Source organism: Intrasporangium calvum DSM 43043, from assembly GCF_000184685.1.
GTDB lineage: Bacteria > Actinomycetota > Actinomycetes > Actinomycetales > Dermatophilaceae > Intrasporangium > Intrasporangium calvum.
The window spans coordinates 1662169-1687376 of record NC_014830.1 but is presented as its reverse complement, the minus strand read 5'-3'; the positions used below and the strand labels follow the sequence as shown (position 1 = coordinate 1687376).

Below are 25208 nucleotides of genomic sequence, written 5' to 3'. Positions count from 1 at the left end.
CTCCCCTGTCGCTCCCCCGACTCCGCCCCGACTTCGGGCATCGTCTGGGCCGCTGGCCACGCAGGCCGTAGCCATCCATCGCGGTGTCCACCGCAAGGGGGCGCCGTCACGCTGCCGGCATGCGAACGCCGTGCTCGAGACCCAGCCGGATCAGACCTGCCAGCCGGTGTCCCGGGTCGATCTCCAGGGCCCGGTCGACACACATCCCAGCCCGCGTGCCGTCGCCCTGGGACCAGGAGTAGGCAGCCGCGATGGTGAGGACCGGCGCGGCGAACCGGACGGGCGTCACCCGACACAACGTCAGGAGGGCGTCCTGGACGGTCCGGCCGTGGCAGACGACGTCCGCGTGCTGGGCCTCGTCACGGGGCGGATCCAGAGGCCCGACCTTCGTGGTGAGCCGGGTGAGCAGACGACCGTCGACCGCGTCGAGCGGCAGCCAGCCGGGGCAGAGCCACGCCACGAGGGCGTCGCGCAGGTCCAGGTCCTCGAGCGGACCCACGAGGGCAGGAACCAGAGCGGCGAGTCCTCCTGCAGGTGTCGCCCCACGCAGCACCACGCCCCACGCGTCGAGACACTCGTCGGTCAGCGAGTCCCACAGGCCCTGGCCGGTAGGACCGCCGGTCCCGCCTCCGGCCGCGCCGAGGACCGTCGCCTGCCGCGCCCTTCGGTACGTGCGTCGCCACTCCTCGACGGCCAGCGCCATCTGCTCGTCGTGGGCCTCGGCCCGCGGCGCGACGAGCGACTCGACCGCACGACGGTCGGCGAGCACCGACCTGCCCTGAGCAACGTACCCGGCGACCGCCGGCACGTCCGAGGGAACCGGCAGTGCCTCGCCATCCTCCGCGCAGCCGTCGTCCCTCGTGCAGTACCACCGCCCGTCCCGGACCACGACGTCCTCGTCCACCGGGATGCCGTCCAGCCCCAGCGCCGCACCCAGCGCGTCAGCCAGGGGGCGCGACTCGCCGGCCCGGTCCTCGAAGCTCACGAGGACGACAGAAGAGGGCGCCTCCCGGAGGATCGGCTCGCGCAGCTGGGAGGCGGCCAGGGCCGCGTCCTTCCTGCCGACGACATCCACCCGGGCGACCAGGCCAACGGCCTTGGCGTGCAAGCAGATGATGACGACGCTGCGCTCGGGCTGGAACCCGAGGTGGTACGGGACGATGGTGACGAGTTCGGCGGGTCCGGAGACCGAGATCTTCTGCATGCCCCGAGACTGGTCGAGGCTCCGTCCGTTCGTCCCCCCTCGCCGCCAGCCTGTGGATGACCACCCGCCGGGCCCAGGGGATGTGGACGACCGTGGTCAGCGTTCCAGCCGGCGGCGCACGGTCTCCATGATGTACGCGGTGGCCGCGTCACGGGCCTGACCGGTCAGGCGAGGCCCGGCGCCGGTGGCCGCCACCTCCCGACGGGGGTGGGACGTACTCGCGTCAGCGCCCACGACGTCACCCGAGACGGTCTCGGACGCCCGGCGGCGGCCCTGCCCCGCCTCCCAGGCCAGGAAGCGGTCGGTCTCCTCGAGCAGGGCCCTGATCGCCCAGGCGATGACCACGGCGTCGTCAGCTGCGCCCACGACTGGGAGCAGGGCTTCGGGGACGAGGTCCACGGGCGAGACGATGTAGGCCGCGGCTGCGGCGAGCATCCCCAAGCGCCCCCGTGTGGTGCCGGCATACTCACCTCCGATGGTCGCCCGGACCAGGCGCGGGACCGCTTGGACGCGGCTGGACAGGCTCGGCGCGCCCGGTCTCGTCGAGGCCCGCACGACGGAGGCCGTCGTCGCGAGGAGCTTGAGGCGCGACGCGCCGCTCGTCCCCCTACCGGCCACCGGCCGCCGCCCCTCCGGTCACGTCAGGGGCACCGGAGGGGCCGCCCATCCCCCCGCGGTCGGTCGGGGTCCGGCGCGGGAACTCCTCGACCGCCTGCGTGGCGATCCGGCCCAGCAGGTAGACGTCGACGCCGCCGCCGACGAGTCCGCCCACCACGGGGACCGCCCGACCGAGCTTGGCGATGACGCCGGACCCGAGCCGACCGAGCAGGCGGAAGGCGATGGCCTTGTTGAGGACCATGAGAGCGGGCGCGGGAAGCCGTTCGAGCGCCACCGACGTGAGTCGCCCACCGGCTGCGAAGACTCCTGCCTTCTTGAGCAGATCGTCGCTGTCGGCGCCGGCGAGGGTCAGGAGGACGGCGGACCGGACCTGCGGCTGGTCGATGTCGTAGCCCCTGAGCCGCGCCGTCGCTGCCGTCATCCGGGTGCCCAGCAGGTAGAACTCCAGCACGTTGGCGGGCAGGGCCACCGGCATGGTGAAGAACCCGCCCAGCCCGGTGACGAATCCCCCGGCGGCGCCGAGCCGGCGGTGGGCGCGCTGGACGCTGCGAATCGCCTCCTCGGGGTCGCCGCCGGCGTCCGCAAGCGCACGGTCCGCCACCGCTCGGGCCGAGGCGAACGGCCCCCTGCCGTCGATCCCGACGTCGAGCAGGCGCTCGAGGAGCCGGGTGGCCGCTCCGCTGAGACCGCCCTCATCCACTGCCCTCGCGCGTTCCAGCGCGCTGGCGGCGTTGCCGCTCCGGGCTGCCTCCTGCACCCGACCGGCCGTCCGGTCAGCGGCCGCTGCGGTCTCGTCCTTACCCCATCCGAAGATGCCCACGTGGTTCCTCTCCTGAGACTGTCCGGGCGTCGCTGACGTTACGCGATCCCGGCTCCAGAGAGGGCCGGTGGCCCTCCGCGGGTCCCTTACCCCGTCTCGTCGGTGTCCTCTCCTAGGCTCGGGCCATGACCGACCGCATCCTGTCCGCCTCCGTCGAGGACCTGAGACGGTCACGGACCAGCCTCAAGTGGCGACTCCACCCCTCAGACGTCCTGCCGCTCTGGGTCGCGGAGATGGACTGCGCGCCGTGCCCGGCGGTCCTCACCGCCGTGACGGGGGCCGTCCGCAGAGGTGACACGGGCTATCCCTGGGCCCGCGACTACGCCGACGCCTTCGCCGGGTTCGCCGCCGGCCAGTGGGGTTGGGAGGTCGACGCCGGGAGTGCGCACGTCGTCGCTGACGTCCTCACGGGGATCGCCCGGCTCCTCGAGGTGCTCACCGGTCCCGGGCCGTCGGTGGTCGTCAGCTCCCCTGTCTACAACGCCTTCTTCACGGTCATCGACGCGGTCGGCCGGGGGGCGGTGGACGCTCCGCTCACGAGGGAGGGTCGTCTGGACCCCGACACGCTCGCGGCGGCGTTCGAGGAGGTGACCTCGGGTGGCCGCAGTGCCGTCTACCTGCTCGCCAACCCGCACAACCCCACCGGCGTGGTCCACACGCGAGGCGAGCTCGAGATGCTGGCCAGACTCGCCGCCGAGCACGACGTCACGGTCATCTCCGACGAGATCCATGCGGCCCTCGTCTACGAGCCGGGGTCCTTCACCCCCTACCTCACCGTCGCGGGCAGCGAGCGGGGCATCACGGTGACCTCGGCGTCGAAGGCGTGGAACCTCGCCGGCCTCAAGGCCGGCCTCCTCATCCCGGGGTCCGAGGCCCGGACGCTGGTCGGTCGGCTCCACCCGTTCGTCGGTTTCGGGGCGAGCCACCTCGGGGTGATCGCCCACACGGCGGCGTGGACCGAGGGGGTCGACTGGGTCTCGCGCCTCGTCGCGGAGCTCGACGAGAACCGCCGCCTCCTCGCCGAGCTCGTGAGCAGCCGGCTGCCCGGCGTGCGGCTCCGGCTGCCCGAGGCGACCTACCTCGGCTGGCTCGACTGCCGTGCCCTCGGTCTGGGTGACGATCCCTCCGCTCACTTCCGGGAGAAGGCGCGGGTGGCGCTCAGCGACGGCCCGTCCTTCGGCGCCGGGGGCGCGGGCTTTGCCCGACTCAACTTCGCGACGTCCCCCGGGATCCTCCGCGAGGCGGTTGACCGGATGGCCGAGTCCCTTGGCTGACCACCCTTCCGGCACACCGTTGGTCGCGCTCGTCGTCGGACCTCGAGCGGCGTATGCCGCTGGGCCCGGTCTCGATGAGGCGTGGCCGCTCGCTGAGGTGTCCTCCCGGGTCGCTCGACGCGTCGAGTCGGACCACCCTCGCTGGGTTGTCTGGTCGGCCGACGCCGCCCTCCGCGGCGTCGTCACCGCACGCGTCGAGGTCCCCCGGACCTGGGATCTCGCCGAGGCGCACCGGTTGATCCACGGCGGTTGGTCGGCCACCCCGGGCCACGTCTGGGCCGGCTGTCGGGGCCTGCCGCAGGCAGAGGTGCCGCGACTGCGGGCGGGTCGACATGCAGCATTCGACGGCGACCTGTTCGACCACGCCGAACGGTCGGTGGACGAGGTGCTCACGGACTCAGGCCATCTCCGTGCCGACGCCCTGGGCAGCTGGGCCACCACCACGGAACGGCTGGCGCGGTTGGCGCACCTGGCGCTGGAAATCCAACGGGTTCAGGAGGCGTCGCTTCGCGAACGCGCCGGCGGCCGGGCGGAGCGCCTCATCCGCACCGTGTGGTCCGAGTCCGCGGCCGCGGTGCTGTGCCTCGAGCTCGAGCGCGACGGCCTGCCGGTCGACCGCCTGGCCGCGGAGGACCTCATCTCGGCCGCGGCGGGCCCTCGCCCCCGGGACGACGCCGACGCCGCCCGCATCCGGGCCCTGCGGGACCAGGTCGTCCTCCGACACGCCCGGGGTGGGGACCGAACCGACCTGCGCAACCCGGCACACGTGCGCGCCATGCTCCAGTCGGTCGGGGTCGACGTGCCCAACACCCGGGCCTGGGTCCTCGAGCCCTACCGACACACCCATCCACTCGTCGATGCGCTGCTGTCGTGGCGCAAGGACGAGCGGATCGCCACGACGTACGGCTACCGCTGGCTGGACGAGCACGTGGGTGGGGACGACCGTCTCCGCGGCGCGTGGACCGCCTGCGACGGCGCTGCCGGCCGGATGACCGCCCAGAACGGCCTGCACAACCTCCCGGCCCCACTCCGCCCCGCGATCCGTGCCGAGCCACAGCACGTCTTCGTCCGAGCGGATCTCGGGCAGGTCGAGCCGCGCGTGCTCGCCGTCGTGAGCGAGGACCGTGCCTTCGCCGAGGCCACCCGGAGCGACGACCTCTACGCACCCGTCGCCGACAAGCTCGGGGTCGACCGTTCCGTCGCCAAGGTCGCGGTCCTCGCCGCGATGTACGGTCAGCGGTCCGGCGCCGCCGGCGAGGCCCTCAAGGACCTCGAAGCCGCCTACCCCGTGGCGATGGGGGTGCTGGACCGCGCCTATGCCGACGGCGTGGCCCGGCGTCCGCTGCGCACCTTCGGCGGGCGACTCATCCGCTTCGGCAGCGCTGGCGACGCGGCGGACCCGACCCGCGCAGAGGGTCACGCGGACCAGGAGGGCGAGCCCAGCGGCATACGGCTCGATGGGGACCGGGGAGCAGCGGACGCCGCTCGTGGTCGCTTCGCGCGGAATGCGATCATCCAGGGGTCGGCGGCCGAGCTGTTCAAGGCGTGGGCCGCGACCGTGCGCCACGCAGTCCGCCCACTCGGCGGTCAGATCGTGCTCTGCCTGCACGACGAGATCCTCGTCCACGTCCCCCGGTCACGGGCAGAGGAGGCGCGGCGGGCCGTGGAGGGCGCCCTCACCCTGGCCTCCCGCACGTGGGCCGGAACCGAGCACGTGCGCTTCGTCGCCGACACAGGCGTCATCACCCGCTGGAGCGAAGCGAAGGGCTGACGGCGCGGGCCGTCGGGGTCAGGCGCTCGGCCCGTCCCCGGCATCGTCAGCGACGTCCTTGAGGAACGCCTCGAACTCCGCGCCGATCTCGTCGGCCGTCGGCAGGTCGGACAGGTCCGTGGCCAGGAGGCTGCGGTGCTGGCGACCCTCGAGGTAGGTGTCGTACTGCTGCTCGAGGGCCCGGACGACGGCGGAGATCTCCTCGGACTGCTCCATCTGGCGAGCGATCTCAGCCCGGTCCCGACCCGCAGCTGCGGCCAGGCCCGTCGCGTCGAGGTCGAGCCCGGTCACGGCGATGACCCGCTGGAGGCCGAGGAGGGCGGCATCGGCGAACTCGCTCTGGCCCAGATAGTGCGGGACGTGCACGGCGAAGCCGAGCGCATCCCGACCCGCCTCGCCGAGACGCAGCTCGAGGAGCGATGCGAAGCTCCCGGGGACCTGCACCGTGCCGAACGGGGTCTCGTTGCCGGAGAGCAGGAGGTTCTGGTTCGTGCCGTGCGACGTGAAACCGAGGGGGCGGGTGTGCGGGACAGCCATCGGGATCCCGTGGACGTTGACCGTCAGGTCCACGTCAAGAGCGCGGATGAGGATCATCACGGCCTCCACCATCCGGGCCCACTGGTAGTCCGGCTCGGGCCCGGCAAGGAGGAGGAAAGGCACCCCCTCACGGTCGACGACCCGGTGCAGCAGCAGGCTGGGATCGGCGTAGCTCTCCCAGTGGTCCCGGTCGAAGACCATTGCCGGGCGCCGACCGCGGTAGTCCAGCAGCTGGTCCACGTCGAACGAGGCGATGACGCGGGACTCGTGGTTCTCGAGGAGGTGCTCGGTCAGCACCCGCTGGGTGTGGCCGGCGTCGACGAAGCCGCCCAGTGCGAGGACGAGCACCGATGCGTGGGTGTCATCCGGAGACAGGGAGGAGTCGGTCTCGAACTGGAAGAGCTCGGTGGGGTCTTGCACGGGAAGCCCTTTCGTCACGGCGGTACACAGGGTCAAACGTGGCCGGAGTCGCCATGATTCCCGGCCACCCGTCCGCTCGGGTCACGGGGCGAGCCGGGCGATGGCCTTGAGGACGCGCTGCGGCGACACGCTGTAGGCAGTCCCGAGGGCCTGCGCGAAGAGCGAGACCCGGAGCTCCTCGATCATCCAGGCGACCTCGAGGACCTCGGCCGACTCCTGCTGGCTCGGGCGGAGGGCCTCGAGGAGGTCCGCGTAGCGACCTTCGACGAGGTCGACCTGGTCGAGCGCCTGGGCGTCCCGCGCGGGGTCGGCCGGGCCCTTGTCGAGTCGATGCTCCACCGCGCGCAGGTAGCGGTCGAGGTCTCGCAGCCGGCCGAGTCCGGTGGCGGCCACGAACCCCGGCCGGATCAGCTCGCTGACCTGGGCCCGGACATCGGCCAGCATCGGTCGGATCGCCGGGCTCGAGGACCGGTCGAGCTCGGCCAGGCGGTTGGTGATCGACAGGTGCCGGGCCAGGACGGGCTCGACGAGGCCGACCACCTGGACAACCCTGGCGCTCGTGTGGGTCCGCACTGCCGACAGCGCCCACTCGAAGTCCTCACGCGTCCGGATGCCGCCGGGCGAGCTCGGACGCGAACCCGCGGGCACCGGCCCCGCGGGGCGCGCACCGCCGGCAACGACCTCGGCGCTGATCGAGTCGACGGCTGCTGCCAGGCAGTCGGCGAGGAGGGCCGGCACGCTGCCGTGGGGGTTGTGACCCAGGGCGAGCTTCTGGACGTTGGTCAGCCGGGCGAGGATCTGCTTCCAGGGCGGCGAGATGCCGAGCAGCAGGAGCCTCCGGACCCCGAGCCGGTGCTCGGCGTCCGCCTCGGCGCGGGTCGGCAGCACCCGCAGGTCGACCGCTGCTCCGGTGTCGACAAGGGCCGGGTAGCCCTGGATGCCGGCCGCGCTCTCGAAGGTCTCGGGCACCCGGTCGAGGTCCCAGGAGGTGAGGCCGCGGCGCTCGATCCCGGCGCTGGCTGCGCGGACCCGGCGACGCAGCTGAGGCGTCGCCGACTCACGGACCGCCTCCAGGTCCTTGCCGACAGCCACCCGCTCGCCGTCCGGCGCATCGACGCTGAACGTCACCCTGAGATGACCCGGCACCCGGTCCCAGTCGAAGTCGTCCGGGCTCACCGCGACGCCCGCGCGGCGGCGGAGCGCAGCCGCCAGCGCGTCGACGAGGCGACCCTCTGCGGGGTCGAGCTCCGGCAGCACGGCTCGAGCATGGTCGGGGGTGGGGACGAGGTGCCGACGCGTCGTCTTCGGGAGGGACCTGATGAGCGCCGTGACGAGCTCCTCGCGGAAACCGCGGACCTGCCAGTCGAAGCCGTCCGCCCTGACTTGGTTGAGGCGCTCGACCGGGACGTGCACCGTCGCCCCGTCGAGCTCCGAGCCCGGGTCGAACTGGTAGGTGACCTCCAGCTCCAGCTCCCCCTGTCGCCAGGTCGTGGGGTGGTCCTCCACCTCGAGGTGTGTCGAGCCGCCTCGCAGCAGGAGGTCCTCGGTGAAGGTGAGCAGGTCCGGCGTCTCGCGCCGGGCCCGCTTCCACCACGTATCGAAGTGCCGGCCGGACACGACATCACCGGGAACGCGCTGGTCGTAGAAGGCGACCAGCACGCTGTCATCGACCGAGATGTCACGCCGCCGCGCCCGGGCCTCGAGCTCGCCGACCCGTTCGAGCAGCGCGGCGTTCTCCCGGAGGAAGCGGTGCTCCGATGGCCAGTCGCCCTCGACCAGGGCATGTCGGATGAAAAGGTCACGGGCCAGCTCGGGATCGACCTTCGAGAGACCGGTGGTGCGCCCGACGACGAGCGGCACGCCATAGAGGGTCACCCGCTCGGTGGCCACGGCCGAGCCGCGGCGGCCCGACCACCGTGGCTCGGAGTACTGCCGCTTGACCATGTGGTCACCCAGCTCCTCGGCCCAGACCGGGTCGATGCGCGCGTTCATCCGGGCCCACAGGCGGGTCGTCTCCACGAGCTCCTCCGCCATGACGAACTGCGGCTGCTTGCGGAAGAGGGCAGAGCCCGGACTGATGCCGAAGCGGGCGCCGCGGGCGCCGAGGTACTCGCGTCGTTGTTCGTCGCGCACGCCGACGTGGGAGAGCAGTCCGGCGAGGAGCGACTGGTGGACGGCATCGGCGTCCACCTCGCCCTCCCCGGTCCGCACCCTCCCACGGGTCACGTCCAGACCGACCTGTTTCGCGGCCTGCTTCAGCTGAGCGTGGAGGTCCTGCCACTCCCGGACCCGCAGATAGTGGAGGAACTCCGCCTTGCACATCCGCCGGAAGGCACTCGAGCTGAGGGCTCGCTGCTGCTCCTTGAGGTGGGCCCACAGCTTCAGCCACGAGAGGAAGTCACTCGACTCGTCCGCGAAGCGCTTGTGCGCGGCGTTGGCGAGCTCCTGCTTGTCCTGGGGCCGCTCGCGCGGGTCCTGGATCGACAGTGCGGCGACGATGACCAAGACCTCCCGGAGCACGCCCCGGCGATCCGCCTCGATGACCATCCGCGCGTGCCGCGGGTCGATCGGCAGCGTGGCGATGGTCCGGCCGTATGCCGTGAGCCTGCGTCCCGGACGTCGCCGCCCCTTGGGGGTCGGCTGGGTCTCCTCCTCGGGGGCGAAGGCCTGCAGCTCCTCGAGGAGCCGGATGCCGTCGGTGATCTGTCTGCTGTCCGGGGGGTCGAGGAACGGGAAGCGGGCGATGTCACCGAGCCCGAGCGAGGTCATCTGGAGGATGACCGACGCGAGGTTGGTCCGCAGGATCTCCGGGTCGGTGAACTCCGGGCGCGAGCGGTAGTCGTCCTCGGAGTAGAGGCGGATCGCGATGCCCTCCGAGACGCGGCCGCACCGCCCGGAGCGCTGGTTGGCCGACGCCTGGCTGACCGGCTCGATCGGCAGGCGCTGGACCTTGGTCCGCTGGCTGTAGCGGGAGATCCGGGCCGTGCCGGTGTCGATGACGTAGCGGATCCCCGGGACCGTGAGCGAGGTCTCGGCGACGTTCGTCGCGAGGATGATGCGGCGTCCGGTGTGGGGCTGGAAGACCCGGTGCTGTTCGGCTGCGGAGAGTCGGGCATAGAGCGGCACGACCTCCGTGACGGGAAGCTGCAGCCCGTTCAGCGCGTCGGCCGCGTCGCGGATCTCGCGCTCCCCGGAGAGGAACACGAGGATGTCGCTGCTCGGACCGGCGTGGCGCTCGGTCCAGAGCTCCTCGACCGCCTCGCAGATGCCGGTGATCATGTCGCGCTCGTCGTCGTCCGGCCGGTCCGGGTCGATGAGGGGCCGATAACGAACCTCGACCGGGTAGGTCCGACCGGAGACCTCGATGACCGGTGCCGGGGTGCCGTCGCTGGCCGCGAAGTGCCGGGCGAACCGCTCGGGGTCGATCGTCGCCGACGTGATGATGACCTTGAGGTCGGGGCGCCGCGGCAGGAGCTGCTTGAGGTAGCCCAGGATGAAGTCGATGTTGAGGCTGCGCTCGTGCGCCTCGTCGATGATGATCGTGTCGTAGCGACGCAGCTCCCGGTCGCGCTGGAGCTCCGCGAGGAGGATGCCGTCCGTCATCACCTTGACGAGCGTGTGGCGGGTCGACTGGTCGGTGAACCGCACCTGGTAGCCGATGGTGCTGCCCAGCTCCACCTCGAGCTCCTCGGAGAGCCGCTCCGCGACCGCCCGGGCGGCGATGCGGCGTGGCTGGGTGTGGCCGATGAGCCCGTCCAGCCCGCGGCCGAGCTCGAGGCAGATCTTCGGGATCTGCGTCGTCTTGCCGGACCCCGTCTCACCGGCGATGACGACGACCTGGTGGTCCCGGATGGCGGCTGCGATGTCGTCGCGGCGCTCGACCACCGGAAGATGCTCCGGGTACGAGATGGCGGGGACCAGCCCAGCCCGAGCGGCACGGCGCGCCGCGAGCGCGTCCGAGCTGAGCGGCATACGGCCACGAGCTCTGGCCCCCGAGGATCTGCGCTGACCCGTCGGGGCTCCGGCCCGACGCCGACCGCTTCCGCTGCGCGCGGTCGGCGCGGCTGAACGGTCCTCGGGCATGGGCGACAGGATAGGCGTCCGGAGCCGAGGGTCCGAACTCGTTTCCGATGGAACCGTCGGGCTCCGCGCGAGGTCCGAGCTGCACGAACCGCGCTGTGAGAGGGGCAGGGATGGACACGAGGCCCATGGCGCCGGACCCGCAGCACGACCGGCACGTGGCCTTTCCGGACGGGGCAGGGACCGGTCAGGCGACGTCCAGTCCTCCGCCGACCTCGACCCTGCCGCCGTCGGCCTGGGCGCCCGCGCGGGACCTGCGCCGGCTGCCGCCCCCCTCGACCCCGCCCCTGCCGCCGCCAGCCCCATCAGCCGGGTGGCCCGGGCGAAGGGCCAGACACGCCGGAGGGTGGCTGGTGGGAGCCCTGTTCGCCGTGGCCGTCCTGGGTGACGTGGCCTTCAGCCTCGGGCCGGAGCCGATGAACGACACCCACGTGGAATGGGGTCCGGTCGAGCCGTGGGGAGACGGGTCGCCCGCTGTCCCACCGCCCGTGACGACGGTGTCCACCAGCGCCGACATCGCAGGCGTGCAGTCGGCCGACCTTCCCACCCACCAACCCCCATCCGGAACGACGACGTACCGGGTCGAGGTGGTCGGCAGTGAGCCCGCGGCCACACTCCACCTCATCGGCGGCCACGGAGACGCCGAGATCCCCGAGTCGGTCCTCCCGCTCGTCATCGATGTGAGCACCCACGAGCCGGACAGCCTCGAGTTCGTCCAGGTCCTGGGCGTGCACCTCGAGGACGAGATCCAGTGCCGGGTCTACGTCGGTGAGGAGCTCGTCGCCATCGCCACGGGGCCCGGCCAGGCCGACTGCGCGCTACCCCCCTCGCGCCCGGAGACCTCGTGACCGCAGACCTCCCGGCCGAGCGCCGACGGCCACGCTCAGGTGGGTGTCAGCCCAGCGGCATACGGCCAGGCGTCACACGTCGGTGTCGGGGGTGGCCTCGGAGCCGGCACGACGGTTGTTGATCGCAACCCGCAGGGCCATCGCCTTCTCGAACGCCGTGTGCCAGAACCTGCTGAGCACGAGCTCTCGTTCACCCACCATCTCGACGACGTCCGCGCCCGCGCCGAGCTTGAAGAGCAGCAGGCCGATGAGCGGCGACGTGGCGCCGAGTGAGGTGTTGAAGCCCCGCAGGTCGTAGGACGTGCAGCCCAGGTCGATCGCGTCCTGGATCGCCTGCCACTGGAGCGCATTGCTCGCGCGGGCGTCGCGGTTGCGGCTCGTCGAGCCGCCGTAGAGGTACGAGAAGGTGTCGCCGACCCGGACCATGAGGGCCGACGCCAGCACGTCACCGTCGACATGGGCCTCGTAGATGCGACCGGTGACCTCGTCACCGCCGTCGGAGAAGGCCCGCACCATCTGCTCGAAGTACGACTTCGCCCTCGGCACGAAGTGGTCCCGCTCGGCGGTCTCGACGTAGAGCTGGTGGAACCGCTCGACTCCCTCGACCCCGACCGACCGGACGTGGACGCCCGCCTTGTCGGCCTTCTTGATGTTGCGGCGCCACTGCTGGTTCATCGACCTGAGCGCAGCCTGGGTGTCACGGCCCTCGAGGTCGATGACACAGAGGTAGCGCGGCTGCCCCACCGCCGCGGTGCTCCCCCACCCGATCGGTCGCCAGCCGGTACGGTCGAGCCAGGTCTCCACGCGCCGGGCAACCGGGTTGTCCACCGCGGGCGGGAGGGTAGTGAAGGACATCAGCCCGCCCTCGCTGATCTGCTTCTTGACGACGTCCGGCTGCCATGACCTCGACACCACGGGAAACCCCAGGCGGAGCGCGAAGGCGCCGGAGGTGCGGGCCCAGGCCACCAGCGGGTCCAGCCACGCCCCCGGGTCCTCCGCGACGGCGGTCCACGGCAGAGCCGGACCCTCAGGAAGGTAGGCGAACGAGCGTCGCACCCGGGGCAGGCTCCGCGAGAGGACGAGCCCGGCCCCGACACGCGCCCCCGTCGCGTCGAACCAGCCGAGGTGCACCGTGGTCCAATCGGGCTTGGTGCGCGCCCAGGCCGGGGTCTGCAGGAAGCTCCCCGCCAGCTCGAGCACCGTGGCCCGTGCCTCGTCCGCCGTGATGGCACGGACCGTGAAGGGGCCGGCCGGCCGGCTCGCGTCAGCGGGCTCGGTCGGCTCGGGGAGCCCGGACGGCGTCCCGGGGTTGCTGGTTGCGGTGCGTGCCTCGTCCATGGCGGTCACCCTACCGAGGCCGTGCGGCGCTGCCGGTTCCGCCGGATCCAGAGCAGGCCGAGCACGGGCAGCACCAACGGGACGTAGCCGTATCCCTGTCCGAAGTGCGACCACACCGTCTTGTCCGGGAAACGGTCGGGCGCGGCGTAGGAGACCGCCCCCACGACGAGGACGCCGACGAGCTCGATCACGATGGCCACGGAGGCGATGCGCACCCAGACCCGGTCACCGCGGGCCAGGCCGACCGTGGCGACGATGTAGATGAGCGCGGCGAGGGCTGACAGGAGGTACGGGACCGGGGCCCGGTCGAAGTACTCGACGATCTGGAGGACGCTGCGGCCGGTCGCAGCCAGGGCGAGGAGGCCGTACAGCGCCACGATGAGGCGTCCCGGGCCACGGCCGGTGTGCTGGACTGAGCGCGTCTCAGGCACTGAGGCCCCAGATCTGCTGGATCCGCGCGAGCAGGATGGCCACGACGACCGCCCCGCCGAGCACGACGGCCATGGCCCACTGGGTCTTCTCCTTGATCGCGATGAAGATCGCGACCGGCAGGATGGCGGGGACGGTGAAGAGGTAGGCGAGGAAGGTGGCGCGCTCCGAACCGTCCGCGATGGCACCGGACTGGGACAGCCCGTAGGCGAGCTGGACGAGGAGGCCGAGCTCGATCACGGCGCCGACGAGAACCAACGGGTCGTCCACGAGGCGGCGCCGCGCCAGGTGGTGCACGGCGACCAGGCCGAGCACCCCGGAGGCGATCAGGAGCGACACAGTGAGGGGCGCGAGCACGCCGGAATCCTACGGGTTGGCACCCGACCTCACGAACCCGTGCGCCGCGCCGTAGATTTTCGCCTGTCCGGTCCCTCGACGAAAGGTCGCCCCGTGGTCGCCCAGCGCCCGATCGCCCTCGACCGTGCCGCCGGTGTCCTGCTCGGCGGGGCCTGCGGCGACGCCCTCGGGGTGCCCTACGAGATGGCGGCACCTCCGGTCGGGGAGGCCGTCATGAAGGGGGGCGGCCTCGGCCCCTACGACCCGGGCGAGTGGAGCGACGACACGCAGATGACACTCTGCGTCGCAGATGTCGCCGCTCGAGGGATGGACCTCACCGACGCCGACGCCCTCGACGCCGTCGCCGAAGCCTTCACCGGCTGGCTGGTGGGCGGCGCGACCGACGTCGGCGCCCAGACCCGCACCGTGCTCACGGACGCCGCCCGGCTGGAGGGGCGACCGCACGAACGGCTGACGGCCGCGAGCCTGTCCCTGCACGACCGGACCGGGCTCACGGCGGGCAACGGTGCGCTGATGCGAACGTCGGTGGTCGGCATCTGGAATGTCGGCGACCGGGAGGCCACCGCTCGGGCCGCACGGTCGATTGCGAGGCTGACCCACGCGGACCCGCTCGCCGCTGACTCGTCCGTTCTGTGGTCCGAGGCCATCCGCGTGGCGGTGACAGCCGGCCGCCTCGACCTGGCCTCGGGCCTCGACCTGGTCAGCCCGGAACACCAGGACGACTGGTCCTCGTGGGTCGAGGAGGCGACGGGTGAGGACCCGGGGCGCTTCGTCAACAACGGGTACACCGTCACGGCCCTGCAGGCGGCGTGGGCAGCCATCACGACGACCGACCGCGGCGACCGGTCTCCGATACACCTCCAGCGCGGGCTCCAGGCGGCCGTCCGAGCGGGGCACGACACCGACACCGTGGCGGCGATCGCCGGCTCGCTGCTCGGCGCCCGCTACGGGGCCTCAGGGGTGCCCACCCAGTGGCGGCGCATGGTCCACGGATGGCCGGGTTACCGAGCCCACGACCTCGTGGAGATCGCCGTGTCGACGTGGTCGGGAGGACGCACTCCCGGGACCTGGCCGTCCGTCGCGACGATGGCCGACCCCGCCATCGCCACCCTGGGGCTGCCTCACCCGATCGACCCGGACATCGTCCTCGGCACCATCAGCGACCTCTCGCGCACTCGAGAGCTCGGCGTCCAGGCCGTCGTGTCGCTCTGTCCGGTTGGGCTCGAGGACATTCCCGCCGAGGGCATCCCGTCCCGCGACCACCTCGAGGCCTGGCTCGACGAGGACGACACCGACGACTCGAACCCGCACCTCGACTTCGTCCTCGACGACGTGTCGTCAGCGCTGCGGCAGTTCCGAGCCGAGGGGAAACGGGTCCTCGTCCACTGCCGGGACGCGACACGGCGAACCCCGGCAGTCGCGCTGCGCTACGCGGTCGACCTCGGCGTGGCCCCCGAGCTCGCCGAGCGGTCGATCCGCCAGGCCATGCCGGGGATCCGGGCCGAGGGTCGACTCTGGGAAGTCGCCGCCCACGGCGCGTGACGCCAGGTCAGACCGGGGCAGCCTCCTCCACGAAGCGGCACAGCGCGTTGACCGCGCGCAGCTCCTCCGGGGTGTGGACCGGCGCGTCGAGGAGGATCGGCGACGCCACGACGAGCGCCAGCGCCCGGGCCCTCGAAATGGCGACGTTGAGGCGGTGCACGTCGTAGAGGAACTGCACGCCGCGCGGGGCGAGGGTCGCGCTGGTGCTGCCCATCGCGTAGATGACGACGACGCCCTCCTGGCCCTGGAAGCGGTCGACGGTGCCGACTCGCGCACCGTCCGGCAACGCTCGCCTCAGGGTCGCCACATGCGCGTTGTACGGTGCCACCACGACCACGTCCTCGATCTGCAGACGGGAGGTCACGCCCTGGGCCGACGTCCACGATCCGCGCAGGAGGTCGTCGACGATGCCGCGCACCACCGCCGCCTCGGCGTCGTTCGTCTGCTCGCTGGGCACCTCGTGGTCGACCGGGACCCACCGGATCCCGGTCCCGGAGACCCTCCCCGCAGCCTGGACCTGAACCCTCGCGAGGTCGTGCCCGTCACGGCGGGGCGAGGACACCAGCCGCCCCTCGTAAGCCAGCTCACTGATGAACCGCGTGACGTCCTGGTGCATGCGGTAGGTGCGGTCGAGGAAGACGCCTCGGTCGGCGGGGATGACGTCGTGCTCGCCGATGAGGTGCTCGAGCACCGACGCCCCGGACCCGTAGGGATGCGCCGCCTTGGTCGGCTGCTGCAGCTGCTGCGGGTCACCCAGCAGGACGAGCGAGCCCGCCGACTGGGCCACTGCGACCGCGTTCGCGAGGGAGAACTGGCCGGCCTCGTCGATGACGAGCACGTCGACCGCCCCAGCCAGCTCCTCCCGCGACCACAACCAGGCGGTGCCGCCGACGAGGTTGGCCGCACCGGAGGTGAGCCCGGCGACGACCTGGTCGTTCGTGGCCGGTCGGACCAGCGGGAGCGCTGTGGACCCGCCATGCTCCCCGGTGGTGAGCGCGACACGCGGGTCGGGGTCGTCGCCGCCCCGGTGAAGTGCAAGGCGGCCGACAGCGTCGAGCAGGTTGCGGATCACCGCATGCGAGAGCGCGGTGACGCCCACCCGCAGGCCCCGGTCCAGGAGCCCACGGATCAGGGCAGCCCCGGCGAAGGTCTTTCCTGACCCGGGCGGGCCCTGCACCGCGAGAACCTCGCCGCGGAGCGTGCTGCCGACGCGGACCACGACCTCCGTCGGGCTCTCGCCCGGCCGAGCGGCCAGTCGCTCCGAGCTGGGGACGACACTCGACAGCAGCCGCACCCCCAACGGGGCGTCGCCCGACAGCAGGGCCTCGCCCGTGCGCCGGAGGCTCTCTCGCATCACTTGGTTGTTCAGGGGGCCGGGCGGGTGCAACCCGCGCGGCGACGGCACGCCGGAGCGCCTGCCGATCTTGAGGTCGACCCATCCTTCGACGGCGTCGATCCCCACCACCTCACCGACGCCCGAGTGGGTGTCGACGTCGTGGGCTCGCTCGCCCACCGAAAGGTCGGAGTCCTGGGGCGGAAAGGCGTAGCGCCAGATGGTCGACTGCTTGACCTGGCCCACGGCGAGGGGCGCCATGAGACCACCGATGGCGCTACCCGACTCGATCAGCTCCTCCTGCTCGAGTCGCGCGTACCGGAAGAACTCCCACCACTCAGGTCGGTCCTCGCGGCGGTGCCAGCCGACGCAGCCCGCGAGCAGCACGGCCTGTGGAGTGCCCAGCTCCACGAGCCGGTCAGCCAGGTCGATCTCGGCCGCCTCCGCCTCCCCGATCTCCTCGGCTGGGTCACTGGTCGGGCGAGCGAGGCGGTGCCCCCTGCTCGCGAGCTGGGCCCGGAGCTGCTCCAACCACTCGTGCAGGGCGAGCGTGGACCGGACATCGTCGATGTTGTAGCTGCGGATTTCCGCGAGGATCGGGTGCAGGCCGGTCGACGCGTCGACCTCTGATGCCTCGGGAGCGGCGTCCTCGGCCAGGGACAGCCAGCGCTCGTACTCGACGACGGACGACAGGCCGTCGGACACCTGCCCTTCCGCCGAACGCGCCTGCCCCCAGTAGAAGCTCTCGAGCTTCTTGATGGAGTAGGAGTCCTTGCTGATCCGCACGCCTTGGCGGACGACCGTGTAGAGGTCGACGAACCGCTCGGCCCGCAGCAGCTGGTCGAGCTCGTGCTCCCGGGTTGCGTGCTGGCTCGCCAGCCGCTTGAGGGCGGTCGTCTCGTAGGGGGCGTAGTGGTAGATGTGCATCGCTGGATACTGCGCCCAGCGGGCCGAGAGCCAGTCGATGAGCGCGGTGGTGAGCTGGCCCTCCTGCTCGAAGTCGTGGGCCCAGAACTCGACGAACTCCCCTTGGCGCGTCCAGACACCGGCGAGGTACTCGCGGCCGGCTCCCTCCGCTGCCCAGGGGTCACCCTCGAAGTCGAGGTACACGTCGCCGTCCAGGTCAGGCGCGGGCAGCAGCGCGAGCCCCCGCGGGACCCGCCGCTCGCTGCCTGCCGCGTCGCCCTGCACCGAGTACGGCGGCTCGATGAGCTCGAACTGTGCCGAGCCGGACTCGCGCTCGGCGAGCTGGAGCCGCGCCTGGGCCCGCAGTCGGGCTCGCGCCACGCGGGACAGCGCTCCAGAAAGGACCTCGTCGTCGGCTCCCGCGAGGGCGGCGAGCGTCGAGATGCCAACCGCGAGGAGAGCCGCACGCTGCGCGGTGCGCATTCCCGCCACCTGGTTCAGGTCGTCGCGCTCGAGCCACTCAGCGGCGCAACGCTCCTTCCAGCGGCACTGGCCACAGTGCTGGACGCGGACGGACGCGGTGTCCCGGGGGTTCTCGACGGCATCGAGCAGCTCCTCTCGGCGCCGCCGGGCATAGGGTGCGACATCCACGAGTCGCCAGTGGTGCTCGGCCGAGTCTCCGGTCACGACGGTCAGCCACCGCGGTGGCATCCCTTGCAGCACCTCGAGCCGCGCCGCGTAGGTCGCCATCTGGAGCAAGGCGGGCACCTTGAGCCGGCGCGCCAGCTTCGTGTCTGCGATGTCGTACCGCCATGGTCCGAGGGCGCTCTGCTGGCCCTCCGGCAGGTCGACGCGATGGAGGAAGTCCGCCATGCCGACCCAGTGCCCGTCGTCAAAGGTCGCCTGGTAGACGACGTCGACGCCGCGTCGCATCGCGTCGACCGTGGCAGCCTCGGCCGCGGGCCCGCGCAGACCCAGGGCGGCGATGTCCTCGACGGTCCGACCCTCAGCGAGGAGTCGCTCCACGTAGGCATACTCGTGCTGCAGACCCTTGGTGAAGACGAGGTGGAGGGAGTCGTCGGCGGCCACCGCCGCCGAATGCTGCCCAGCCACTGCGCCCAGGTCCAGCGTGGTGATGTGGGGGCAGGCGACGTGCTTCGTGAGGTCCGTCGGGCTGAGGACCAGTCTGCCGTCGATGCGCTGCATGGCTGCGAGTATGCCGTTCGGCGATGACAGAGGCCGGACGCCGTGGCTCGAGTCGGTGGTGATGGCCCCGGCCGGGTCACGCGGTCGGTCCCGCGGTCGGTCCCGAGGTCGGTCCCGCGGTCGGTCCCGGAGATGGAAACCAGCGACCGCCCCCAGGGAGAAGGGCGGTCGCTGTGCGCTGGCCCGTCGGCCACGTCCTGTCGATTACCGCAGGATGCCGTTGCCGACCTTGCGGCCCCACCACTTGCCGAGCCCCCACGTGTCGCCCGCGTAGGTGGCGGCGACGACCATCAGGGCCACGGCCTCGACCCAGTGGGAGTCCGTGATGGGGTTGGTGGCCCGCTCCTGGTAGAAGGGCAGCTGGGCCAGGTACATGAAGAGGAGGAGGAGGGAGCCGGACCAGGCGGCGATCTTGAGGCCGGCACCCGCCAGGAGTGCGACACCGATGCCGAGCAGTCCGAGCATGAACAGCCAGTCGGACCAGGGCCCGGCGATGTTCGCGAAGAACTGACCGAATGGGTTGTCGCCCTCGGCGCCACCCTTCATGAAGCCTTGGGCCGGCGTGCCACCGTTGAGCCAGGAACGCTCCGACGGGGTGGCGAAGCCGAGTCCGAAGAGCTTGTCGACGAACGCCCAGATGAACGTCCAGCCCATGACGAGGCGGAGGACCGCGAGGAAGCGACGGGCCCAGGCCGAGCGGACGATCTCCTCCTGGAAGGTGACGATGCCGTCGGCTGGGTGCTTGGTGTCGACGTCGTGAACTCGACTGACTTCGTTGTGGTGGATGGTGGCCATGGATCTCATCTCCCGCGGTGTAGGTGATCCGGCAGGGCCTTTGCTGTCGGTACTACACAGTGTAGTAGTGGGCGCTCAAACCCCCCAAATACCGGACAGTGTGATCTAGGAGTCAGTTGCCGGCCGGTGCGCTGGAGATGACCGCGACCGGCCGGGCGGAGACCGCTCAGCGGACGCCGGTGCGAAGCATTCGTGGGACCTCGAGCTCTCCCGGGAACTCCGCCAGCTCGCGGACCAGATCGGCGAGTGCGTCCATCGACCTCGACACCGCGCTGTACGAACCGTCGAGGCGGATCGGACGGCAGAGGATGCGCGTGCCCGCGTTGCGGATGACGATCTCGTTCTCCGGCACGCGCTCCGTGTTGCAGTGCACGAGCAGGCCGGTCGGCAGGCCCATCGCCGCGGTGTATGCGACGAGGTTGAGGTAGTCGCGCGAAGCGAGGTAGCCGTCGGCGCCCATCGAGTAGGAGGCGTCCCCGACGATCACCACCTGTCCCCCACGCCGGACGATGAGGTCGGGCGCCATCGTCAGAGCACGCCCCTCGTCCAGCCACACGTCCTCGTCCGCGTCGATCCGCAGCTCGGGGGCGAGCCGATGGTCGAGCTCCTGGACGATCCACCGCCGGAACAGGTCGTCCATGTCGACCATGAGGCTGTGCGCCAGCTGGTCGCCGGCCTCGTGGCTCAGGGACATGGCCTGCAGCACGAGGCGAGAGAGCCGCATGGCGTCGGCGTAGTGCTCGTTCAGCCGGGTGATCGGTACGGGGACCGCGTGCTTCGTCGCCGGGGTGTCGCAGACCCCGTCGAAGCGGCCGAGCACTCGTAGCGCCTCGCGCCGCACGTCAGGGGCCAGCTGGGGCCACGACAACATCGCCATCAGGGTGCAGCGGAACAGCTGGTTCTCCGCGATGTCAGCCGTGAAGTCGTCAAAGCGGCACCGTGGCTCCGCCGCCGCCCACGGCCGGCGGGCGAACTCCTCCACGAGCAGGCGCCCTCGGATCGTCCGCAGCTGCTCCTCACGCCCGACGTAGCCGTGCACCAGCCCGCGCATGGTGGCTGCATCGATGAGCCGGATCGCAAAGTAGGCCACTCCGTCGACGAGCTCGTCGGTGTCGGACCACGTGACCTGCTCGTGCTCGAACTGCTCCGGGGAGACCCCGGCACTCAACATGGCGAAGAAGTTGGACACCGAGACACGCGGCATGACCCGCACCACGAGACCGGGCACCGCCAGCGCGCCGACCCAGCTCGTCGCGCCGATCGTCACGACGTCCGGATCGGCCGTGGCGTGGATGACGAGCCGTTCCCCCGCGGCCGCCACGAGGGCGGCCCGGGTCTGACGGTCGAGACGGACGGGTCCGGACCGACCGTGCTCCGCGATGGGGGGGAGCTCGATCGTCACGATGTCGGGGTCGCGTGGGGGCCGGACGGGATGGCGAGGTCGAACTGACCGTAGCGAGCCCGGACGTTCTCCCAGCGGAACTGGGCCAGCTCGTGCTCCCGGCCGTAGAGCTGGTCCTCGATGAAGGGGTAGACGTTGTAGTCCCAGATCCGGCGGAGCGTGGCCTCGTCTCCATCGAGACCCGGCCGCATGAAGTACGAGTGGCCGATCTGCAGGTGCGGGCCACGCAGCGCGCGCCGCAGGTCCTCGTTGACCCGGTCGACGAGGTCCGCGACCCACACCGGTCCGTCGTGGGCCTCGAGCCAGCGACGCAGCAGGCCCTCCATCGGCCCGTCGTGCGGCATGAACGGAACGAAGTCGAACCGGCGACGCAGCGCGGCGTCGACGAGGGCGATCGAGCGGTCAGCCGTGTTCATCGTGCCGATGAAGTAGAGGTTGGGGGGCAGCTCGAAGCCCTCGTCAGGGCGGTAGGACGTCTTGACGGAGTGCGACCGGTACTCCAGCAGGAAGAGCAGCTCGCCGAACACGCGCGGCAGGTTCGCGCGGTTGATCTCGTCGATGATCATGATGTGCGGCGTGAGCGGGTCGGCCTCGGCGGCTTCCGCGAGCAGGGCGAGCGGACCCTTGCGCAGCTCGTACACCATCTGCCCCTGGTGGTCGATCTGCGGTCGGAAGCCCTCGAAGAAGTCCTCGTAGGAGCTGCTCGGGTGGAACTGGACGATGTCGCGCTTGGCGGGGTCGGGCTGGAGGGCCAGCGCCAGGCGCTGGGCGAGGTAGGTCTTTCCCGTCCCGGGCGGGCCGTAGAAGATGACCTGCTTCTTCTCCTCCAGCAGGGAGCGGATCTCACGCAGGAACGCCTCGTCGATGAGCAGCTCCTTGGCCGCCTCGCCGAGCGCGTCGTGGTCCGGCATGAGCGCCTTGTCCGACCGGCGCATGAGCCAGTAGGCGAGCTGGGCCTGGCCCCACGGGTCGTCGGCCAACAGCGGGTCGAGCACCTGCCGGAGGAGCGCGTTGGTCTCCACGTGCATGCGGCCCCGGGACTTGCCCTCGGTCCAGCGGGCGGGGCCCCCGAGGCGGGCGAGCATGGCGATCTTGCCCGACTCGCCGGCCAGGGTGAAGAGCGGCAGCCAGTGCTCGGGGTGCGCGATGGCGAAGAGCTTCATGACGACGCTCTCGCTGAACCCCTGGACCGGCAGGTCGTCGGTACCGAGGACCGAGTTGATCCGCTCCTCGTCCCGGCCGTCAGCCCAGAGCAGCTCACGAACCATGAGGCGCAGCTCGTCGATTCCGGCGGCGTCGAGCGCGTTGATCGAGCTGATCAGCACGGACTGGGCGCCGATGTCCCCGTAGCCACGGGTCGACACGATCCGCTTGAACGTCGGGAGGTCGAAGGTCTCGAGCCCTTCGCGGGACAGGGCGGTGGAGAAGACACGCCGCTGCTCCTGGTGCCAGGCATCACGCTCGTTCGGATAGGGCCGCTCGGTCTTGAAGATCTCGACCTCGGACTCGAGGTCGGCCATCACCGTCAGCTCGACGCTCGGGTCGTCGCCCCCGCCGCGCTGGCTGGACGAGATGAACCGCAGGAGCGGGGTGAGCGCACGAGCCGTCGCAGCGATGTCGTCGGCGAAGTCGGCGCGGCCGAGGGCGGCGCCGTCCTTCCACCACTTCCCGACGAAGGTCTCGCCCCCGGGGTAGTCCCGTCCGACTGGCTCGATCAGGCCCTCGGCAGCCGCACGTCCGTCGTCGTGGACCCGCAGGAAGCTGATGCCGCGCGGCAGGTGCCCCTGGAGCAGCGCTCCGACCTCGCGGTGCTGGTCGTCGCCCTCGCCCTCCCAGCCGCCGTGCAGGCCGAAGCCGACCCCCGCGGGGGTGACCCAGAGCCGGAAGCCGGGCGCGCCGGCCCCTCCGACGAGGATCCACGAGGCGTAGAGGTCGGCGCGGTAGGGCGAGTCGTCGACCGCGTGCTGCTGCAACGCGAGCGTCGGCGCCTCGAGGTAGAGCCCGGTCTCCGCCGACAGCCGCTCGATGAGGCTGTCGGAGAGGTGGTCGGCCTCCCCGCGCAGCTGCCGGGCGAGGTCGGCGGCGCGCTCCTCGTGCCGCTCGCTGGCGTAGCCGGTGGCGGGGCGGTACTCGGCGGCCAGCTCGGCGGCCTCGACACACACGTCGATGGCCTTCGGCGCGATACCGACGAAGGCCTGTGCCTCCTTGAACCACCAGAGGATCCGCGATGCGTAGCGGGGGTCATCCGGACGGAGCGCCGCGCAGAGGGCGGCGAAGGCGACGTAACGCTCGGCGTGGGACAGGCCGCGTTCGAGCCAGCCGAGCCGCTGGAGCATGTGCGGAGCGTTCTCCCACATGACGGGCCACTCGCCGCCGTCGTCGGTCGACCAGAAGAGGGAGAGCACGTAGGCGGTGTGGGCCGGGCTCGGGCTGCGCTGACCGCGTGAGCCGGAGCGGGCGAGGAAGGCATCGACGGCATGGAGCTTGTCCGCCGCGTCCTGGGGCGAGGCGGGCGTCTGCAGAGCGTTCGCGAGCAGCTCGATCACCTCAGCGTGCTCGTCCTCGCTGCGTCGCACCAGGGCGGCCACCCACGGCCCGCCCACTGCGCTGAAGCCGACGTAGGGGCCGTCCTTGCGCGCCCAGTGGCCGAGGGACTCCTTGAACGCCATCAGGTCGCCTGAGGCGACGAGGTCCGCGAGGATCTCTCGCAGCTCGTCGTTGCGCGCTGTGCGCTCCGCGTCCATCTCGGCGAACAGGGCCTTGGCGTCCTGGTCGGCCTCGGCTGCTCGCTCGATGAGCGCGTACTTCGCGCGCCAACGCTTGACGTCGACGCTGTCAGTACGTGTCATGGTGCTCCCTCGTACGCCCCGGGGGCCGGGACGTTCTTGCTGCTGCACACGTGGAGGTACGTGCAGGACCGCGGGCTAGGTTACCTGCCGGTGCTGTACGGAGGAAACGAAGAAACATCCCGCTTTGCCCGTGGGCAGGACCGGTGACGAGGCACCGGTGCGGCCTTCGGGACAATTCATCGAGTATGCCGCTGGGCTGGCCGCTCATGATCGGCGGGGTCCGCTTGCGGCTGGGTCCTCGAGGTCTCGGTCCGGCGCTGCGGGGACGGGCACGGTGACGACCCATTCGCGGTCAGGAGACCCGTCCACTGCTGCCTCGGCGGGGCCGCGAGCGTCCTCCGGACCCCTCCGGTGGACGACCCGCATCGACGTGACCCACGTGATGAGGAAACCAGCGAACGCAGCACCGGCGGGCAGGAGCGCCTTCACGAGAGCCCGGTCACCGGGGTCGTCGCAGCCGGGCTGTCGCCGGGAAGCGACGGAGCCGACGGGTCGCATGGTGAGGCCTCCCCCGGTACTGCCGCGGCTGGGGGCACCGCCCGCCACGCGGGCCCGGGAACCGCCCGCCGCACCGGCTCACGGACACCGACCCGGTCGGCAGCGGGGAACGCGACCAGCGAGCCGGCCACGTACGCCGCCACGGCCCAGAAGAAGACGCTGGGCACGCCACCCGACGCGCCGCGGCCGAGCACGCTCAGCAGGAGTGGTACGAGCACAAGGCCAAGCCACCAAGCCCATCCCATCTCGGTCGAGAGACGGGTTGCCGTCCGGTCGCGGTCCACACGGCGGCCGTGGTCGGCGGGACGGGACATTCGGTTCTCCTCAGCTCTCTCGACGGGCCGTGGCCCGGTCGGACCCGACCGTACCGGCCTGCCCGCCGTGGGTGGTCAGGCAGCCTCGGTCTCGGACGGGCAGGGCAGCGTCGAGACGGACCCGGGGACGGCGACCGCCACCCCGAGCAGCGCCAGCCCACTCGCGCCACAGGCCCCGACGAAGGCCTGCCGCAGGGCGAGGTCGTGCTCGGTCGGCGTCGCGGAGCCCGGTCGGGCGATGACGATGACGACAGCCGGTGCGCCGCCGCGGGCCACGTCGAGGAGGACCTCGCGCAGGATGGACTCGGCCCGAGCTGGAGGTGAGGCCGCGTTGACGCTCTCCAGGGTGAGTGGCTGCATGAGTCGTCCGTCGCCATGGCAGAGGAGCAGCGCGAGACCACCGACGGCACGGAAGGCCTCGAGCACCGCCAGGTCGACCACCCCCTCGAACAGGTCGGGGTCGGTCATCGGACGGCGCGCCCAGTCGCCCGGCAGGCTCTGGAAGGCCTGGCGCCCTCGCCTGGGTGCGGTCTGTTCGGTCGGCTCCCCTGTCGTCATGGACGGCAGCATGGCCCGCCCGCACCCAGCCGCGTGCGACTTGTCCACAGCCCCTCGACCCACCACGAGGCGGGGCCGGGCCAGAGCGCCCGGAAACCGCTTCCGAGCG

The 25208-nt window shown here is 71.7% G+C and carries 18 protein-coding genes; 4 read left to right on the top strand and 14 right to left on the bottom strand.

Annotated elements, in window-relative coordinates; genetic code table 11:
* Positions 1 to 106: 106 nt before the first annotated feature.
* The 3 genes from INTCA_RS07605 to INTCA_RS07595 form a co-directional block, all read right to left on the bottom strand.
* Positions 107 to 1204: a DUF4192 domain-containing protein gene (locus INTCA_RS07605; protein WP_013492333.1), complete on the bottom strand. Its 1098-nt coding sequence runs from the start codon at positions 1202 to 1204 to the stop codon at positions 107 to 109.
* Positions 1205 to 1300: 96 nt separating this feature from the next.
* Complete coding sequence (locus INTCA_RS07600) at positions 1301 to 1822, bottom strand: YkvA family protein (protein ID WP_013492332.1); 522 nt, start codon at positions 1820 to 1822, stop codon at positions 1301 to 1303.
* Positions 1812 to 2642 (bottom strand): EcsC family protein, encoded by an 831-nt coding sequence (locus tag INTCA_RS07595; protein WP_013492331.1) that lies wholly within the window; start codon positions 2640 to 2642, stop codon positions 1812 to 1814. Before INTCA_RS07595 ends, INTCA_RS07600 begins: the two co-directional genes overlap by 11 nt.
* 125 nt (positions 2643 to 2767) lie before the next feature.
* Between INTCA_RS07595 and INTCA_RS07590 the strand changes: the two genes are divergently transcribed.
* Together INTCA_RS07590 and INTCA_RS07585 are read left to right on the top strand one after the other, a co-directional pair.
* Positions 2768 to 3916: a MalY/PatB family protein gene (locus INTCA_RS07590; protein ID WP_013492330.1), complete on the top strand. Its 1149-nt coding sequence runs from the start codon at positions 2768 to 2770 to the stop codon at positions 3914 to 3916.
* Positions 3909 to 5687 carry a DNA polymerase gene (locus INTCA_RS07585; protein WP_041307422.1) on the top strand — a complete coding sequence of 593 codons (1779 nt, stop codon included), beginning with the start codon at positions 3909 to 3911 and terminating at the stop codon, positions 5685 to 5687. The genes INTCA_RS07590 and INTCA_RS07585 overlap by 8 nt, the downstream gene beginning before the upstream one ends.
* A gap of 18 nt (positions 5688 to 5705) precedes the next feature.
* On the opposite strand, the gene INTCA_RS07580 is transcribed toward INTCA_RS07585, so the two are convergent.
* Positions 5706 to 6644: a PAC2 family protein gene (locus INTCA_RS07580; RefSeq protein ID WP_013492328.1), complete on the bottom strand. Its 939-nt coding sequence runs from the start codon at positions 6642 to 6644 to the stop codon at positions 5706 to 5708.
* A gap of 81 nt (positions 6645 to 6725) precedes the next feature.
* Entirely contained in the window at positions 6726 to 10616 is a 3891-nt protein-coding gene (gene hrpA, locus INTCA_RS07575; RefSeq protein WP_244859883.1) for an ATP-dependent RNA helicase HrpA, read from the bottom strand.
* Between the two features lie 461 nt (positions 10617 to 11077).
* On the opposite strand from hrpA, the gene INTCA_RS07570 reads away from it, so the two are divergent.
* Positions 11078 to 11572, top strand: coding sequence for a hypothetical protein (locus INTCA_RS07570; protein ID WP_013492326.1), 495 nt, complete (start codon positions 11078 to 11080; stop codon positions 11570 to 11572).
* Positions 11573 to 11644: 72 nt separating this feature from the next.
* Here the strand turns inward: INTCA_RS07570 and INTCA_RS07565 are convergent, their stop codons facing one another.
* The 3 genes from INTCA_RS07565 to INTCA_RS07555 are packed head-to-tail and all read right to left on the bottom strand — an operon-like array spanning position 11645 to position 13696.
* Positions 11645 to 12910: a lipid II:glycine glycyltransferase FemX gene (locus tag INTCA_RS07565; RefSeq protein ID WP_013492325.1), complete on the bottom strand. Its 1266-nt coding sequence runs from the start codon at positions 12908 to 12910 to the stop codon at positions 11645 to 11647.
* Positions 12911 to 12915: 5 nt separating this feature from the next.
* A complete protein-coding gene (locus tag INTCA_RS07560) occupies positions 12916 to 13341 on the bottom strand; it encodes a hypothetical protein (RefSeq protein WP_041307418.1) in 426 nt (141 codons plus the stop codon).
* Positions 13334 to 13696: a hypothetical protein gene (locus INTCA_RS07555; RefSeq protein WP_013492323.1), complete on the bottom strand. Its 363-nt coding sequence runs from the start codon at positions 13694 to 13696 to the stop codon at positions 13334 to 13336. The genes INTCA_RS07560 and INTCA_RS07555 overlap by 8 nt, the downstream gene beginning before the upstream one ends.
* Positions 13697 to 13789: 93 nt before the next feature.
* Here INTCA_RS07555 and INTCA_RS07550 point away from each other — a divergent pair, with 93 nt between their 5' ends.
* Positions 13790 to 15238, top strand: coding sequence for an ADP-ribosylglycohydrolase family protein (locus INTCA_RS07550; protein WP_013492322.1), 1449 nt, complete (start codon positions 13790 to 13792; stop codon positions 15236 to 15238).
* A 7-nt stretch (positions 15239 to 15245) separates the two neighbouring features.
* Here the strand turns inward: INTCA_RS07550 and INTCA_RS07545 are convergent, their stop codons facing one another.
* The 6 genes from INTCA_RS07545 to INTCA_RS07515 form a co-directional block, all read right to left on the bottom strand.
* Positions 15246 to 18683 carry a TM0106 family RecB-like putative nuclease gene (locus tag INTCA_RS07545; protein WP_013492321.1) on the bottom strand — a complete coding sequence of 1146 codons (3438 nt, stop codon included), beginning with the start codon at positions 18681 to 18683 and terminating at the stop codon, positions 15246 to 15248.
* A gap of 204 nt (positions 18684 to 18887) precedes the next feature.
* On the bottom strand, positions 18888 to 19478 hold the full coding sequence (locus INTCA_RS07540; RefSeq protein ID WP_013492320.1) for a DoxX family protein: 591 nt from the start codon (positions 19476 to 19478) through the stop codon (positions 18888 to 18890).
* A gap of 166 nt (positions 19479 to 19644) precedes the next feature.
* Positions 19645 to 20880: an McrC family protein gene (locus INTCA_RS07535; RefSeq protein WP_013492319.1), complete on the bottom strand. Its 1236-nt coding sequence runs from the start codon at positions 20878 to 20880 to the stop codon at positions 19645 to 19647.
* A complete protein-coding gene (locus tag INTCA_RS20115) occupies positions 20877 to 23729 on the bottom strand; it encodes an AAA family ATPase (protein ID WP_013492318.1) in 2853 nt (950 codons plus the stop codon). Before INTCA_RS20115 ends, INTCA_RS07535 begins: the two co-directional genes overlap by 4 nt.
* Before the next feature lie 425 nt (positions 23730 to 24154).
* A complete protein-coding gene (locus INTCA_RS07520) occupies positions 24155 to 24445 on the bottom strand; it encodes a hypothetical protein (protein ID WP_148236527.1) in 291 nt (96 codons plus the stop codon).
* A 171-nt stretch (positions 24446 to 24616) separates the two neighbouring features.
* Positions 24617 to 25099 (bottom strand): hypothetical protein, encoded by a 483-nt coding sequence (locus INTCA_RS07515; protein ID WP_148236525.1) that lies wholly within the window; start codon positions 25097 to 25099, stop codon positions 24617 to 24619.
* Positions 25100 to 25208 lie beyond the last annotated feature (109 nt).